Source organism: Lacunimicrobium album, assembly GCF_052161635.1.
Classification (GTDB): Bacteria; Planctomycetota; Planctomycetia; order Planctomycetales; family Planctomycetaceae; genus SXPC01.
In genome coordinates this window covers 127,443-143,475 of sequence record NZ_CP197413.1, presented here as the reverse complement: position 1 = coordinate 143,475, position 16,033 = coordinate 127,443, and the positions used below count along the sequence as shown (strand labels likewise).

Annotated in this window: 9 protein-coding genes; 5 read left to right on the top strand and 4 right to left on the bottom strand. The window is 53.9% G+C overall.

All coding sequences use genetic code 11. From position 1 onward, the window contains the following. Positions 1 to 42: 42 nt before the first annotated feature. Positions 43 to 1,479 (bottom strand): sigma-54 dependent transcriptional regulator, encoded by a 1,437-nt coding sequence (locus SH248x_RS00565; protein WP_459556562.1) that lies wholly within the window; start codon positions 1,477 to 1,479, stop codon positions 43 to 45. A gap of 544 nt (positions 1,480 to 2,023) precedes the next feature. On the opposite strand from SH248x_RS00565, the gene SH248x_RS00560 reads away from it, so the two are divergent. Then, positions 2,024 to 3,064 (top strand): TerC family protein, encoded by a 1,041-nt coding sequence (locus tag SH248x_RS00560; protein ID WP_459556561.1) that lies wholly within the window; start codon positions 2,024 to 2,026, stop codon positions 3,062 to 3,064. 120 nt (positions 3,065 to 3,184) lie between these two features. Here the strand turns inward: SH248x_RS00560 and SH248x_RS00555 are convergent, their stop codons facing one another. Continuing rightward, positions 3,185 to 5,350, bottom strand: coding sequence for an HAD-IIB family hydrolase (locus SH248x_RS00555; protein WP_459556560.1), 2,166 nt, complete (start codon positions 5,348 to 5,350; stop codon positions 3,185 to 3,187). Positions 5,351 to 5,831: 481 nt separating this feature from the next. On the opposite strand from SH248x_RS00555, the gene SH248x_RS00550 reads away from it, so the two are divergent. Together SH248x_RS00550 and SH248x_RS00545 are read left to right on the top strand one after the other, a co-directional pair. Then, the gene (locus SH248x_RS00550; protein ID WP_459556559.1) at positions 5,832 to 7,766 is read left to right on the top strand and encodes a DUF1549 domain-containing protein; all 1,935 of its coding nucleotides are present in this window, start codon (positions 5,832 to 5,834) and stop codon (positions 7,764 to 7,766) included. A gap of 150 nt (positions 7,767 to 7,916) precedes the next feature. Beyond that, on the top strand, positions 7,917 to 9,203 hold the full coding sequence (locus SH248x_RS00545) for a DUF1501 domain-containing protein (RefSeq protein ID WP_459556558.1): 1,287 nt from the start codon (positions 7,917 to 7,919) through the stop codon (positions 9,201 to 9,203). 55 nt (positions 9,204 to 9,258) lie between these two features. On the opposite strand, the gene SH248x_RS00540 is transcribed toward SH248x_RS00545, so the two are convergent. Next, entirely contained in the window at positions 9,259 to 10,461 is a 1,203-nt protein-coding gene (locus SH248x_RS00540; RefSeq protein WP_459556557.1) for an aspartate/ornithine carbamoyltransferase family protein, read from the bottom strand. Between the two features lie 436 nt (positions 10,462 to 10,897). On the opposite strand from SH248x_RS00540, the gene SH248x_RS00535 reads away from it, so the two are divergent. Next, a complete protein-coding gene (locus tag SH248x_RS00535) occupies positions 10,898 to 13,453 on the top strand; it encodes a flagellar basal body-associated FliL family protein (RefSeq protein WP_459556556.1) in 2,556 nt (851 codons plus the stop codon). A gap of 75 nt (positions 13,454 to 13,528) precedes the next feature. Here SH248x_RS00535 and SH248x_RS00530 read toward each other — a convergent pair whose 3' ends face one another. Next, on the bottom strand, positions 13,529 to 15,178 hold the full coding sequence (locus SH248x_RS00530) for an HD-GYP domain-containing protein (protein ID WP_459556555.1): 1,650 nt from the start codon (positions 15,176 to 15,178) through the stop codon (positions 13,529 to 13,531). Positions 15,179 to 15,643: 465 nt separating this feature from the next. On the opposite strand from SH248x_RS00530, the gene SH248x_RS00525 reads away from it, so the two are divergent. Then, entirely contained in the window at positions 15,644 to 16,027 is a 384-nt protein-coding gene (locus tag SH248x_RS00525) for a response regulator transcription factor (protein WP_459556554.1), read from the top strand. Positions 16,028 to 16,033: the final 6 nt, after the last annotated feature.

The window sequence follows — 16,033 nt, the reverse complement described above, 5'->3', positions numbered from 1 at the left end:
ATTCAAAAATCAGTTGACTCTTTCCAGAAGCGGGGCGTCTTATCAGGCGCCCCGCTTTATTTTGTAGGCTTCTTTCGACATGCCAAAACGCTTCATTTTCATGTAGAGAACGCGCGGATCCATCCCCGCTTGCGTGGCCGTCTCGCCAACTTTGCCACAGCAATTGCGTAGCTTCTGATCGATGTAAACCCGTTCGAGGGCTTCCACGACTTCTTCCAGCGGCTTTTCCAGCCAGCCCGATTTCAAGAACCGCTCGATACTCTCCTGCGTCGAGACCGACAGTAAGTTTGGTGAACTGGAGAACGTCTCGCCCGCCCCGCAGATCTCCACGGGCAGGTCCGTGAGCTGAATCTCCGAGTCCCGACATAACAGCATCGCCCGTTCGACGACGTTGATCAGTTCCCGAACATTCCCCGGCCAGTCGTAGCGGGTCATCGCAGCCCGTGCCGGCTCTGAGATCCCGACCGCGTTGTGCGCCATCTGGGTGCGGAAGAAGTTGATGTAGCTTTCCACCAGCGAGGGAATGTCTTCTCGTCGCTCTCGCAGAGGCGGTATGTGAAGTGACACGACACTGAGCCGGTAGTAGAGATCCTTTCGGAACCGCCCGGCGTCAACTTCGTCCTGCAGATCCCGGTTGGTCGCAGCCATCAGGCGGATGTCGATCGGAATGGGGCGCTCGCCGCCGACACGCTGGACTTCGCGTTCCTGAAGAACGCGCAATAGCTTTACCTGCAGGTGCATCGGCATCTCGCCGATCTCGTCCAGGAATAAGGTTCCCTTATGGGCAAGCTCCAGACATCCTCGACGCGAACGAGTCGCGCCAGTGAAAGCCCCTTCCTCGTGACCAAACAGTTCACTCTCGAGCAGCGATTCCGTCAATGCAGCGCAGTTGACCGCAACGAACGGTGCACTGTTACGCGGACTCTCATGATGGACCGCTTGAGCCAGTCGTTCCTTCCCGACACCCGTCTCCCCCAGGATCAGCAGGGTCGTATTGCTGGTCGCGACCCGTTTCACGACCGTCATGAAGGTCCGCATCGTTTCACTTTCGGAAACAAAATCCGAAAGTGCAGCCTGATTGAGATTCGCAGTGCTAACATCAATCCGCGCCATCGCTCGTTCTCGTCGACGAGAAACCAGCGCACTCAAAACACTCTGCATCGAGCTTGTCTGCAAATCCTGATAGAGGACTGCGACACAACCCTCTGCGAGAAGTCGGGCACGTTCCTCGGGATCTTCGTAGTCACTGACGACGATAACATCAGGATTCTCCGGCAATTCGTGGATCTGCTGCATCAGATCCGCGCTCACGAGGCTTCGGCTGATGAGGATCAGGTCGCTGCTTTCCCGCGAGATGCGACGAAGAAGTTCATCCTGGGAGCGGATGGCGTCGGTCAGCGCATCCATCTTTTTGAGGAGTTCGGTCAGACGTCTTTTGACCTGTCGGTCTTCTATGAGCAGCAGCGCCTGAATCAGCATAGGGGGGTTATCACGATGAAAACGGATATTCGGAATTTGCTGCCGATCCGATTCGGCAGGTTCTACCGAAAATATCGACGGACAAAGCCGTTTTTGTAATTTTTATCAACGGCTCAGGCCGTTCTATATCCCAAAGGTACGAAAATCGCCAGATCTGGTCTCAGATTTTCGAAATTCTCACGTTTGGCACGCCCGGTGCGATAGTGTTCTGGCATGAGTCGATAAAGGATTGACTCAACTCTCAGCAAGTTTCAGTACAAAAGGAATTCGTACCATGGCAGGTAAACCAGCCGCTAAACCAGCTTCAAAGCCAGCTTCTAAACCAGCTACCAAGCCAACCAAGGGCGAAGCCAAGCGCTAGTCTTTGATTCGCCATTGATTTCGATCAATGACATGCCGGTCGCGGACGAAAGTCCCTTCCGGCATTTTTTTTCGCGCCGACATTGGCTTCCATGACGACCCCATCGTTCTTATGCTTATCGTGTGACCCCGATTCAGCGGGATAAAGCCGCACACTCCCCCTCGCTATGAAGACGATTGTTCCATGGAAGTCGCGATTTGGATTGGATTCTTTGTTCTCATCACGTTCTTCATTGGCCTGGATCTGGGTGTCTTCAACCGTAACGACCATGTGGTCACGCTGAAAGAATCGCTGCTGTGGACCTGCGTCTGGGTCACGCTGGCGTTGTGCTTCAACGGAGTCGTCTACTATCTCTACGAACAAGGCCTCATGCACCCGCCAGGGGTTGAGGGGGGCGGACTAGGGAAGAAAGCCGCAATCGAGTTCTTCACCGGCTACCTGATCGAGTACAGCCTGTCGATCGACAATATTTTCGTGATGGCCGTGATCATCGGTCATTTCCGAGTCCCTCAGAGTTACCAGCACCGCCTGCTGTTCTGGGGGATCCTGGGAGCCGCGATCCTTCGAGCGATCATGATCTTTGCGGGAACTGCCTTGATCACCGAGTTCAAATGGCTGATCTATGTCTTTGGCGCGATGCTCATCTTCTCTGCAGTCAAAATGCTCGTCACTCGTGATGAGACGCTGGACACAGATGAAAATTGGTTTGTCAAACTGCTAGGACGTGTGATTCGTGTCAGCAAGACCTTCCACGGTCACCATTTCTTCGCCAAGGAGAATGGCCAGAGTGTTGCGACTCCGATGTTTGTCGCCCTGCTGCTGATTGAGAGCACCGACGTCATGTTCGCCATCGATTCGATTCCTGCGGTCTTCTCCGTGACAACCGATCCGTTCATCGTCTTCACCTCGAATATCTTCGCGATCCTCGGCTTGCGATCTTTGTATTTCGCCCTCGCAGGAATGATGGACAAGTTCCATTACCTGAAGATGTCGCTGGTGTTCCTGCTGGCTTTCGTCGGAGCGAAGATGCTGCTTTCCGGGGTCTTTCACATTCCCAACGAGATCTCTCTGGGAATCATTGCCGCGATCCTGGCTGTCGGTGTCTTAGCCTCTTTGTTCGACCCATCAAAACCAACGGATGAACCATCAAGCCACGCACACGGCAAACTGCCACCTGACAATGACGATCAGGATCATGAATTGGACAAAAAAGAATGGAGCTAGAACGATCCCGTAGGGTCCGCTGTGCGGACCATCAATGGGCGTTCAATTCCTGATTGACGGGAACTCATTCGTTCAGACAATGACGCGAATACATGGTCCGCACAGCGGACCCTACGAGGTTTAAATCATCCCGTAGTGTCTCAGGCCCTCGAGGATTCCCGCCGCATAGTTGGCTTTGGCGAAGTAACAGCGTTGGCCGTTCTCGCGCAGGCTCTCCAGTTCTTTATCGTAATTACCCACAACGATGCCCGATGTCTGCCCGGTCAGCATGTCGTAATCATTGCCGGAGTCGCCCGAGGCCGCGATATTGCTCAGTGGCAGATGCCACTTTTGAGACAGGTAACGAATCGCCTTCCCCTTCGAGGCTCGGTGAGGCAGGATGTCGACGAACGACCCGTGTGAATGGATCAGCGAATAGGCTGAGCGCGTCTTATCCAGGTGAGTGTGAATTTCGGACATGACTTCCGAAGGCGTGACGTGGTCGTCCAGGTTGTAGCTGACTTTGAACTCGCGCTGCGAACCCGGCCCGGTCTGGAGGGACAGATACGGGAGATTGGCGAGTGCATCGCGAATACGATTGGGATACCACTTGTGACGCAGTCGGCTGCCCCAGCCTTTGTCCGGCTGACAATCTCGACCGTAATAAATCTCGGAACCGACTGACGAAATGATGACATCGATCTCGTGAATGTTGTACTTTTCAAGGACCTCGAGAATCAGGTTCAAAGACCGCCCCGACGCGACTCCAAACGCAATGCGCCCCCGCTCCCTGTGAATCAGATCCAACAAGTTGGTCAGCGCATCGTCATCGCCCAGAAGTGTGTTATCGATATCAGTAATCAGCATGTACTTGACGTTTTCGAGGCGATTCCCCAGCGAACGGGCCGAGACGCCCGTTGACGGAGCTGGCTCGTACGTCTCAACGACTTCTGAGAGGGCTTTCAAATACTCTTTGCAGTGAGTGTCCCACGAGTAATGCTCGCGCACCCTGTTGATGCCATTAGCAGACATCGTATTCCACTGATCATGATTCGTCAGCGTGGAAAGCATGGCCTTCGTCATCGCTTCCTGGTCGGTGACATCGAGAATGATGCCGCATTCACAGTTCTCGATGATGTCCTTGGGGCCACCGTCGTTTGTTCCAATGAATGGAAGTCCGGTTGCAGAGGCTTCAATGAACGTCAGCCCGAACAGCTCGATAAAGGCTGAGTTAACAAAGACCCCGCGTCCGCTCGCCGTGAGACGATACAGCTCCGGCACATCGAACTCAGAGTCGTGCTGCTTGGGGATCGCCATCTTGCCATAAAGATCATAGCGATCGAGCATCATCAGGATGTCGGTGAGAACTTCTTTCTCGTTGTCTGACATCTCCTCGATATTGCTGCGAATCCCTGCAAAAACAGCGAGGTTCGCAATCGATTGCAGCTCCTTCGATTCCCCATAAGTTTTGATCAGCGCCTGGATGTTCTTACGACGGTCGGGACGACACAGCGAAAGAATCAACGGCTTATCAGGATTGAAGAAGAAGCGCCGCAGCTCGTGAACCATGCGCATCCGCGCCTGCTTGAAGCGTTCATCGACTGTGTGAGGTGCCAGTTCATATTCGTAGTAGGGGAAGAATCTCGCCAGATCCAGTCCGGGCGGAATGATCTCAAAACGAAGTGTCTCATCTTTGTGATAGTTCTTGTACTGGTCGTCTCGTTCGTGTCGGGTCGACGTAATGACAAGATCCGCGACCGACAGGCAATCCTGCTCGATCTGGATGCGTTTCTCGATATTGAGTTCCTGATTCGCCTCTTCGAGCGTCCAGCCAACGCTTTCCAGGTATTCCAGCTTTGGTTTGCCCAGGGAATGCCCTGTAAACACAAATGGCACATCGAAGACCGATGCCACTTCCGCAGCCACATACCCAGCATCGGCGTAATGCCCGTGAACGACCGTCGGCGGTTTCTCCTGGCGTCTGGTAAATGAAATCATCTGATCGATGAATTCATCCAGGAATGACCAGAGTTTTTCTTTCCGGACATAACGTCCACCCCCGCAGGGGAGACGCACGATGCGACAGTTGGGGCCGAGTTCTTCGAATGTCTGGGAATAGTCAGCAGTAACTCTTTTGTCTTTCAAACGCCTTGTAAACAGGTCAACTTGCGTGACGCCGGGCTGCTCCGCGAGATTCTTTGCCAGTTCAATCACATAGCGGACTTGCCCACCGGTGTCGGCGTCGCGTCCCATTTCGATATTCTGTCCCCGAATCAGTCCGTGCATGCTGACGAGCTGGATGTACATCGTTGTTGTCTACTCCTGGTTGTCTGCGAAATGAGGGCGGGCCCGCGAATGGTCCGACCTGGAGCATGGCCCGCTCCGTCCTCTCGCAATCATTGAATGAGCCAGCGTCTCATCAGAGACGCCCCATAGCCGCCTGCAGGAATCCTTAGCAGGCACAGTGATTAGGATTTCAATTATTGTCATCACGTTTATCTAGTGTAATCGATCAGGGAGGCCGAGGCACCCCTTTTCCGCGCGTCTAAGGAAGTTCAGAACGATAAATAGCCAATGCCGTGCCAGTTTTCCGGCCTGGAGCAAAAACTGGTGATCGCCACATTTGCTTATCAGTTGAAAGAGGCATTCAGGGCGAACTCCCTGTGAAATCTGGGGGTTCGTGGAAGTTCTGCGAAACTCTGTGGAATTTCCGTGGGTTATAATCGGAGAAGAGAGATTCCTGCTCCTGATGACATTTCCTGGACGATGACACAGAGACGCGCAGTCCATGAAACGACGGTCTCTCCACACTCAGCAACCCGATCAAACCTCTGATCTGTCAGCGACCACCGTGATTGAAATGACGCACACGCAGGGACCATCAATGCACGCATTTCGAACGCTTCTGACCGCGTTACTCATAACCTTGACGATCGCATCCCGTTCCCCGGCTGCGACGGGAATCGTCGGCTCTTTACATGATATTGACGCGGTCGCTGCGGAAATTGATACGCTTCTTGAGGCTGAGTTCATCGCGAAAAACACCACGCCCTCGCAGATCATTTCCGATGAGGATTTCCTGCGTCGCGCCTACTTTGATCTGGCAGGCATGCCACCCAAAGCCGAAGAGATTGCCGCCTTTGTCGAAAGTAAGCATCCGGCAAAACGTTCCGAATTGATCGATCGCCTCGTCGGCTCGCCAGAGTATGCAGAGAACTTCGCCAGCTACTGGAAGACCGTCATCTACTTTGCAGCGACCGATGATCGGGCCAAGGTCTTTCAGTCGTCGTTCAAAAACTGGATGACCAAACAGATTCTTCAAAAGCGCACCTGGGACCAGATCACCCACGATCTGCTGACTGCCACAGGAGATGTCCAGTCCAATGGCCAGACGGCTCTCGTCTTCGCGCATCAGGGCGACGCAGCCGAGATCGCGGGGGAAGTCTCAAGAATCTTTCTGGGCGTGCAGATCGAATGTGCCAACTGCCATGATCACCCGACAGAGAAATGGAAGCGGGAACAATTTCACGAACTGGCGGCCTACTTCGGACGAGCAAAAGTCGTGATCAATCGTGATGACGGACCTCGTCGTTTTGAAGTCGTCGCGATGAATGAGTTCAAAGAAAGTTTTGCCAACGCGATTCTTAGTAACCCGGTCATGCTCGTACGCTTGATGGACGCCAACGGCGATCGCATGATCAGCCGAGAGGAAGCCGCCAGACGCCCTAAATTCGCTGAACACTTCACCGAACTGCTCGAGCACTGCGATAAGGACCGAGATGGATTGTTGACCGCGAAGGAACTCAGTGAAGCGCCACATCCACAGAAGCGATTCACCGGACGTGCCGAGTATTTCATGCCCGACCTGAAAGATCCCAGCAGCCAGGGGACTCTGGTTTTACCATCCTTGTTTACGACCGAAAAAGCCAAATTGCGATTTGGCGCCACCGACGAAGCGCGTCGCCTGACGCTCGCCCAGGCAATCACCAGCCAGGACAATCCGCTGTTTGCCAAAGCCTATGTGAATCGGGTCTGGAGTCTGTACATGGGACATGGCTTCGTCAATCCCATCGACGATCTCAGCGAACTGAATCCCGTGAGCCACCCGGCCGCGTTTGATCTTCTGGCGAAGGCATTCACGGCCAACAAATACAACATGCAATGGCTCGATCGCGTCATCACCCGAACCAAAGCCTATCAACGCGAAATTTGTAAGGTTGATGAAACCCGCGAGAAAGTGCTCTTTGCGTCTGCAATTCCCGTCCGTCTGCGTGGTGAGCAGATCTATAACTCGCTGGCGAAGGTCTATGGCTCGGACCTGATGGCAGCCGCTCGCAACTCTGGCATGGGTGGCGGAGGCATGATGATGATGTCTCGCGATCCCCAGGATCAGTTTGCCAACCTCTACAACGTCGATCCCTCAATGCCACAAGATGAAATTCCACTCGATATCCCGCAGTCACTGTTCATGATGAATTCGACGCAAGTCCATAAAATCACCAACGGCTCGCCGACATCTCCTGTCAGCCTGCTCAGAAGCAAGTATCCCGCTGACCGCGATTACGTTCGCGAAGCCTTCCTGCTGGCGTTGAGCCGTCAGCCGACTGATCGCGAGTATGAACTCATGACGCAGTATCTCTCGACCGCGTCTCATCAAGGCGAGGCCTGCGAGGATGTGTTGTGGTCGTTGATTAACAGCACGGAGTTTATCACGCGGCCATGAAGAATATGTCTGACGCCGCTTAGAGAATGAATATCGACGACTGCCTAGCGCCCACCCTCATCCGCCCTTCGGGCACCTTCTCCCCTCAAGGGAGAAGGAACTTAATACCGCTCCCCTCAAGGGAGTAGGGAAATGTAATGAGTCACTTCTATGATGACATCTCTTCATGAATCGATCTCTTTCAATCACGCCCGGATGTCGCGCCGACGATTTCTCCAGACCGTGTCGGCTGCTTCTCTGGCGGCGGGGACCTTGTCGTTTTCAGACCTGATGTCGTTGCAGGCCGCGGAACTTCGCAAGCAGCATCGTGCTGTCATCATGCTCTGGATGGCAGGGGCGCCCAGTCAGTTTGAAACCTTTGACCCCAAGCCGCGTCACGAAAACGGAGGCGGAACGGACGTCATCGACACGTCGATTCCCGGAGTCCAGTTTGCCAAAGGCTGGGAGAACACGGCGAAATCGATGCACGACTTCGCGCTCATTCGCAGCATGACCAACAAGGAAGGAAATCACCGTCGCGCCAGCTACCAGCTCCATACCGGTTACATTCCCTCCGGCTCACTGAAGCACCCGTCGCTGGCTGCCAACATCGCCAGGGAGATCGCAGACCCGTCGTTTGACCTGCCATCAGTTGTGAGCATCGGGCGTGGTTTTGAAGCAGGATCAGGATACCTGGATGTCAGCCTGGATCCCTTTTTCGTTGATCGTCCGGGGACTCCGCCAGCCAACATGACTGTGCTGACACCACCGACTCGTTACGAACGACGCCTGGGCCTGCTGTCTCAATTGGAACAGAACTTCGCCGGCAAAGGGGCAGGGCAGCTTGTCGAAGATCATCAGAAGATCTACAGCAAAACGAGCGACCTTGTCCTCAGCCCCAAGACAGAAGTCTTCGAACTCGATGACGAGCCTCAATCGCTGAAAGACAAATACGGCGATTCCGACTTTGGTCGCGGCTGTCTGCTGGCACGTCGACTGGTGGAATCAGGCGTTTCTTACGTCGAAGTCCGCGTCAACGGCTGGGATACGCATGACAATAATAACGCCCGCGTAAGCCAGTTAGCCCAAAGCGTCGATCCTGCAACGTCGGCGCTGGTCGCAGACCTCAAGGATCGAGGCATGCTCGATTCGACGCTCGTCGTCTGGATGGGAGAGTTCGGACGCACGCCAAAGATCAACGGACGAGCAGGGCGCGATCACTTCCCGAAAGCCTGGAGCATGCTCATGGCAGGCGCAGGAGTCAAAGGCGGGCAAGTCATCGGAGCCACAAACGATGCCGGCGACGACATCAAAGACACCCCCATCACCGTACCAGACCTGTTCACCTCGATTTGCCAGGCCGTGAAAGTCAACCCGCTCGTCGAGACGATGAGCCCACAGGGAAGGCCGCTGAAGATCGTCGATGGCGGGACGGTGATTCCGGGGTTGTTTGCCTGATTTATATCGGCGCGTACTCCCTCCGGTGACTCAGCGGGGGCTAAAGAATGTTGCGTCAGACGATGATCGGGTTGAGATAATAGTCGCGGAAATGGTTCAGGATGCGACTATCGACATCGAACAGATAAGCAATCAACGCAGCGCGAATCCACATCCCATTGCGGGCCTGTCGGAAATACATGACACGCGGATTCGTGTCGATTTCCGGAGGGATCTCTCCGAAGGTGGAGTCGCGTGGGAACGGGTGGAGAATCGGGGCGTATTGCTTCATCCGATTGACGAGTTCCAGCGTCAGGCAGTAGCGCGACAAGTCCATCGTCTGAAGTAACTCCGCATCAACGGGGTTATTGTGTTCTTTCTGGATACGCGTCATGTAAAGACAGTCGATCATTTCGATCACTGGCTTGCCGTTGACGAGGTCTTCAAATGATGACACCTCGATCACTTTCGCCCCCGCAGCGGTCAGCGAGTCCCGCATTTCCGTACTCAGCCGCAGTGAGGGGATCTCAGGGGCAATGAAGATCAGAGTGGGGTCATCGTATTGCGTGAGCAGTTTGCACAAGCTTCGAACCGTCCGCCCCCGTCCAATATCGCCACAGAAGGCATACACTTTGTTATCGAGACCTTTCGTCAGCCCCGGATACGTTTTACGCAAGTCATCAAATCGACTCCATTTCAATGAGTCTTTCGGATCAGAAAACTGGAACGTCCGGGTCATCGTATAGATATCGAGCAACGCCTGCGTCGGGTGTTCTTCGGAACCGGAACCGCCGTTGACGATTGGGACATGACGCTGGCCACTCGACTCCAGATCGTTCATCAGGTAAGCACAACCTTCTGCGAACGTCTTCTCATTAGAACGCATGATGATGATGTCGAAGTAACTCGAAAACATGCGGATCGAATCAAAGGGCGACTCACCTTTGACTTCCGAAGATGTGTTCCTGTCGCGGACTTCGTTGCACGTGATCCCCAGAATTTGACAGGCAGCCATGAACGACAGAAACGTCCGGGTCGATGGCTGAGTGAAGTACATCATCGCCCGCTTGTGAGGCAGCAGGTCGGTCAGATAGAGGCTGCCCTTTTTTGTCTTCGAGATCGTGCGAATCATATCCGCAACGCCGCAGAGGTGTTCGATCAGGCCTCGATCGATCTGATCCGCGAAAATGACGTGTTTGAGCCGTTGCTCTTTTTGGAGTTCCGCAACTTTCACCATAGGGCGTCGTGTCATGCGGGCCTGATAATCGTACGGGTCCATCGTCAACCTCTAATCCCTGACGCCTGTGCAGCGGCACTCAAACAGCCGACAACCATACCGGCGAAAATTCGGTTCAGTGTCATTCAGACCGCTTCATTTGTCAATCAGCCCCGTCTGCCGAAATTGACACAGTCAATTGAATCGATCGTCCGCGCCCCAAATCGAGACGGACGGCCTCGCAGTCAGTCAAAAATCTGAGCCGAATAAAACGAATGTAGGACGGGAACTTCTGACGTTGAGCCGCCGTCTCCATAAAATATGGTCAAACGTGAGTCTATGTCCGTGAGATTTCCCACAAACGGCCGTCCGATGCGTATAATTTCGGTAGTCCCGCCGCAGTCCTGTCCGCTAAGATGCACTTCACTTATCCTGTCTAACGTCTATGTGATTGAACACATCCTTCCTGCGTGATCGCAGCCTGGAGTGGAGCTTATTTATGGATTTTCGGGTTTGTCCTTCGTGTAAACAGTCAGTCCTGGATGACGATGCCAAAGACTGTCCTTTCTGCGGTACGTCCATGTCGGCCAAGCCGTCAGCTGGAAAACCTGCCCCTGCTGCCAAACCAATCACGTCCGCAAAGCCAACCGGGAAACCCCCAGCAGCAGCCGCTCCCATCGGTGCCGGTTCCAAATCGCCAGCGACGAACGCCGCCCGACCGATCGGCAGCAAACCCTCCGCTGCCACACCACCTGCATCACCTCCGACCAAACCAAAGTCGAACGACCCGTTTGAATTCGAAGGGGAATCACTCGACAAGCTGTTCCCAGTCAAGGCCAGGCCCGGGGCAGGGGCGTTGTATCAGGTCAAATGCCCGATGTGCGAAAAGGTCGGGTTCGTTCCTGAGAAACTCATCGGCAAGAAGGTGAAATGCTACAACCCTGACTGCCTGGTCCCCGCCTACATCGTCCCTGCACCTCCCAAGGTCGAGGTCGAGGTCAAACCGCAGAAACGCAGCTTCCTGACACCAAACGTCATCATTCTCCTCGTCATGCTAACCGCCGCCAGCGGAGCCGGGGCAGGGTGGTATTTCTTCATTCGAACACCACCAGCCCCTGAGCAAGATCCCTTTGCTGCCAAAAAACAAACGGAAGTGGTCATACCCAAAGATACCGTTAAGGCCGGGGAAGGCCCAAAGGATCTCATCCCGGAATTGACTCCGCCCCAACAAGTCGAAACGGTCCTCAAGAAAATCGAGGAAGTCTCGTATGACGAAAAAGGTCCTCGCAGAACAACGATCCGACAGCTGGCTGGTCGTGGCTTCGCGCTCGCCGGCGATTTTGCTGCTGCCCAGAGGAACGTGGTGAAAATTACCGAGCTTCAGCAGCAGTTGAAGTTCCAGGAAATCAGCCCATGGATCTCGATCTCCTGGCAGGCGCTGAAAGAAAACAATACCAGCGTTTCCGACGCCGCCCTGAATCAGGCCATCAGCATCAGCGACCTGCTGCCTGCATACGGCTTTGAATCCAATATCACAGCGATCGAGTATTCATCGCGCCTCGCCGCTGCAGGTCAGCAGCAGAAGGCGATGCAGTTTTTGAGGAAGTTCACAGACACGTCTCTGGAAGGTCTGCTGGCCTCCTGGCTGGTCGCCATTCGTGCCAACAACACATTCGACCTCTGGCGTGAATGGGAATGGCGTCCTCTTCTGGTCGACCCCTTCCCGCAGGCAACCGCAGTCAGCCGCTCGCTGGTCTCCCGAGGCATGGTCGATCAGGCGCTGCCATGGCTTGATCTCCTCAGGTCGGAAGAGACGCAGATGCACTCTCTGGCCGGCATGATGCTCGAAGCCGAGTTGATTCAGGATCCAGCGAAGAAGTCTCAGGTTCAAGCGAAACTGATGCCGCTGGTTGAACAACGACCAAAAGCAGAACAGGCCTTCATTCACTCGCGTGTTGCCCTTGTTCAGCACTACATGGGACGAGACGAGACATCTCTGGCCAGCTACGACAAGGCATCCGCTCTTCTGAAAGAAATCGAACTCCCCAAATCCGAAGCGGGAGACGACATGAAGGGCGTCTACGAAGGACGCAGTTATTCTCACGAGAAGACGACTCTCCCAGCCGCAGGAGCCTACAGTAACCTGGCGCGCTGCTGCCTGGTTCTCAAAAAACGAGATCAATACGACGCGCTGGTCCGTCAGGCCGTCCAAATGGCGAACCTGACCATGCCGTCGTTCTCTCGAATTGATTCGCTGTATCAGAACATGGAGAAGAGCACCCCTGCTGTTCGCCAGGATCTGGGACGCCTTCTGAATATCAACAACGCCTCTGATGTGAACTCAGCCTTCACAACGTATCGCAAGAATCTGGGGCAGATCTATGCTCTGTCACAGCGGACGCGCGAATTTGAAATCGCGATGCTCTCCCAGGCCCTCCTTGATGAGGCGCAGGTGCTTGTTCGATCCATTCTCGAAGAGAACATGCGAGGCGACCAGTCGCAAGTCAACCTGATTGACTCGCGTCTGACTCCCGCCTTAAATGCCATCGCATACGTCAAGAACGACGAAAGCCTCAAGCAGTTCTACGCAACACTCAGCGCGAATCGCACATTCCCCCTGCTGGATCTTGTCTGGACCATGGAGCTGAATCTTCGGCCCATCATGAAGGGGGGAAAAGTCGCGACTGCCCGCGAGCTCTTCACCACATTCTCCAGCGATAAACGCGATCAAAAACTGACCCGACCAGAAACGATGATGCTGGCATGCGTTTATGGCTCGCGTTTAGCAGGGGAGAAACGCATCGACGATGGCCTGAAATGGATCGACAGCATCAAGGATACCAATTCTCGCGAAGAAGCAGCGCGTCTGGTAACCTCACTTTACAGCCTGATTGGAGACAACCAGTCCAAGCTCATTTACGACGTCAGCCGCATGTCGACCTCGCCGACCGAGAAAGCAAACCTGCTGATCGGAATCGCAGAAGGAGTGACCGCCAAAAACCCTGACTTGAAGCTTGGAACCCCCTCACCTCAGGTCTCCACCACAAATCGATAACGCATCGAAGCAGATCAACAAAAAAGGGCGAGTGAGAATCCTCACTCGCCCTTTTTCTGTTACCTCACACGCCCGTCAATGTCGACTGCTGGAGATCACCGCGTTTCGTAATGTCTCCCCAAACGTCGTCGGCGATTCCAGCTGATAGCTCTGCTCATAACTGGGAGTTTCCGGAGCCATTTCGACACGCTTGTCGATGGAATCGCAAATCTCGTGAATGTCATCCAAAGCAGCAAAGAAGGCTTTGACGACTTGAAGATCCCATTGTTGACCGGCTCCGTTCATCAGAATTTCTTCCGCGCGACTGAGTTCCATCCCTTTGCGGTAAGGCCGATCGCTGGTCATTGCATCATAGGCATCTGAAACAGCCAGAATCTTCGCAACGACAGGAATCTGATCCCCTTTCAGACGCTCGGGATACCCAGTCCCGTCAACGGCTTCATGGTGATAGAGAACCCCCGGAAGGACGTTTTCAATCTGCTCAAGGGCACGAAGAATCTTGAAGCCGCGTCGCGGATGCTTCTTAATCTCGTTGAACTCGTCGTCTGTCAAACGACCTGGTTTATTGAGGATGTGATCAGGAACACCAATCTTCCCGATGTCATGGACCAGACCAGAAATGTAGATCTGGTCGCATTGTCGATTGGAAAGCTTGAGTTGTTGTGCAATGCGTCTTGCAATTCTCGCAACGCGGTCACTATGGCCCCGCGTGTACGGGTCCTTCGCTTCGATGACGTGCATCATCGCGCGAATCGTGCCGATCAGGAGTTGGTCTTTCTGTCGGAAGAGTTCGGTATTTGACGCATGAACCGCCATAATCGCGGCCACGGCTTCGATGAGAGAAGCCTCCTGGGTACCGAACTCATTCTCACTCGTCGATGCGCCAGATTCTTTGCGTCGAGTCGATGCAGACAGTTTGTTTACAGCAACAATCCAGCCAAAACTACGATCACTCACTGCGACTGAGACGATCAGAAACGACCGAATCGATTCCGGACATTCCCCCGGACTCGTTTCATTCCGAACATACGGCTGAATGTCTGCTTCATCACGATAGTTCTGGACCAGATTCCAGAGATCAGCATGATCAAATGGTGGTCCCGACATGACGCATTCATAGGAACTCCCCGTTCCTTCCGAAGACGATGTCACATGATGGCTGTCTCGATTCACCAGCATCGCAACGCACTCTGCATTCACGATACGACGCAGCGCATCAAGGTTCGGACGAGCCATTTCCATGAGTTCAAGTTGTTCCGAAACAACCATCTGAGCGGCAAACCGGCGCAGCCAGATCATCTCTTCAAAGTTCTCGCTGACTTGGCGGACGAAGTCATCGAGACATTCGCCCTGGTAATTGAGTCGCTTGAGATTCTCGGAATTGGCAAACGCCTGGCTGGCCAGTTGATCGACCATCCCTGCTTCATCGACTTTGAGTTCCCCCACAGCCACCGTCGTGTTCGCTTCGCCGGGAATGGGAACAAGAATCAGCCTCGCCCCTGATTTCTGGCAGTGGAGCAGGCTGTTTCGAGAGAAAGACGCCTGCTCACTGAGAATCCCCGCGATGTTGATTTCTCGTGATGGCGTCGCACTAAAATCCTGTACGATTTCTAACAGCCATTGTCCCTGGCTGTCTTGTTTCCAGATTTCAAACGGTGTCAAGAAGCTTCGTCGAAGCTGTTCGAGAATCTTGACGGCGCTGGATTCAGCATGAGTATTCGGCATCGCTTCACCTGTTTCACCGCGCGTTCTCATAGTTAAAGTGTCACCATGGCGCAGACGGTCGTAAATCTGTTTGGAGTCAAGCCGAAGTAAGGGTAGGCCAAACAAGACCGCCACAGGCTGTTTTCAACCTCGCGTCGACAGAAACGATCCAAGCCGACCTGACATTTATCAGATAGGAACGTCATGACGATTATGCAGGGGCTGGATTCATTTCCCTGTCGCAACAACCATCGTGAGATCGCAGATCACCTCAACCGCTCGACCGATGACTCGCATCACAATCCGCATGACCGTTACCAATAAGATTTCTTACTCCACAACAAGCCATCAAACGACCAGTCTTCACATTCCGACGATTCGTTGCCCATTTACAACCTATCTTTTCATGTGACATGACGCGCATGGTCACCATTGCGCTCTGTCCTGAAAAGTTGCGTTTCTCCTGTTCATAAAAAGAAGTCAACCATGGCAGCCAAGGTACTCGTCATCGAAGACAGCCGCGTGATGGGGGAAGTCATGGTCTTCAACCTGCGCCATCATGGATATCAGGCTCAACTGGCTGTGAACGGATTCCAGGCGTTGGAAATGATGCAGACGCAGGATTTTCAAGTCGTGCTCCTCGACTATCAGATCCCGAGAATGAACGGAGAAGAAATCTGCCAGGCAATGCGACAACTCCCCGGCTATGCACAGACACCCGTCATCATCTGTTCGGCAAAAGGCTATGAACTCGATGCGACCCGTCTGCGCGAAGAACTTGGAATCGCCAACGTCCTGCCGAAACCATTCAGCCCTCTTGAATTGATGGCCCTGGTGAACGAACTGACGGCTTCTGCAACCCCTGCATAATACTGA

Coding starts and splice junctions, on each gene's coding strand:
- SH248x_RS00565 (WP_459556562.1), bottom strand. CDS start 1,479: ATGCTGATTCAGGCGCTGCTGCTCATAGAAGACCGACAGGTCAAAAGA.
- SH248x_RS00560 (WP_459556561.1), top strand. CDS start 2,024: ATGGAAGTCGCGATTTGGATTGGATTCTTTGTTCTCATCACGTTCTTC.
- SH248x_RS00555 (WP_459556560.1), bottom strand. CDS start 5,350: ATGTACATCCAGCTCGTCAGCATGCACGGACTGATTCGGGGACAGAAT.
- SH248x_RS00550 (WP_459556559.1), top strand. CDS start 5,832: ATGAAACGACGGTCTCTCCACACTCAGCAACCCGATCAAACCTCTGAT.
- SH248x_RS00545 (WP_459556558.1), top strand. CDS start 7,917: ATGATGACATCTCTTCATGAATCGATCTCTTTCAATCACGCCCGGATG.
- SH248x_RS00540 (WP_459556557.1), bottom strand. CDS start 10,461: ATGGACCCGTACGATTATCAGGCCCGCATGACACGACGCCCTATGGTG.
- SH248x_RS00535 (WP_459556556.1), top strand. CDS start 10,898: ATGGATTTTCGGGTTTGTCCTTCGTGTAAACAGTCAGTCCTGGATGAC.
- SH248x_RS00530 (WP_459556555.1), bottom strand. CDS start 15,178: ATGCCGAATACTCATGCTGAATCCAGCGCCGTCAAGATTCTCGAACAG.
- SH248x_RS00525 (WP_459556554.1), top strand. CDS start 15,644: ATGGCAGCCAAGGTACTCGTCATCGAAGACAGCCGCGTGATGGGGGAA.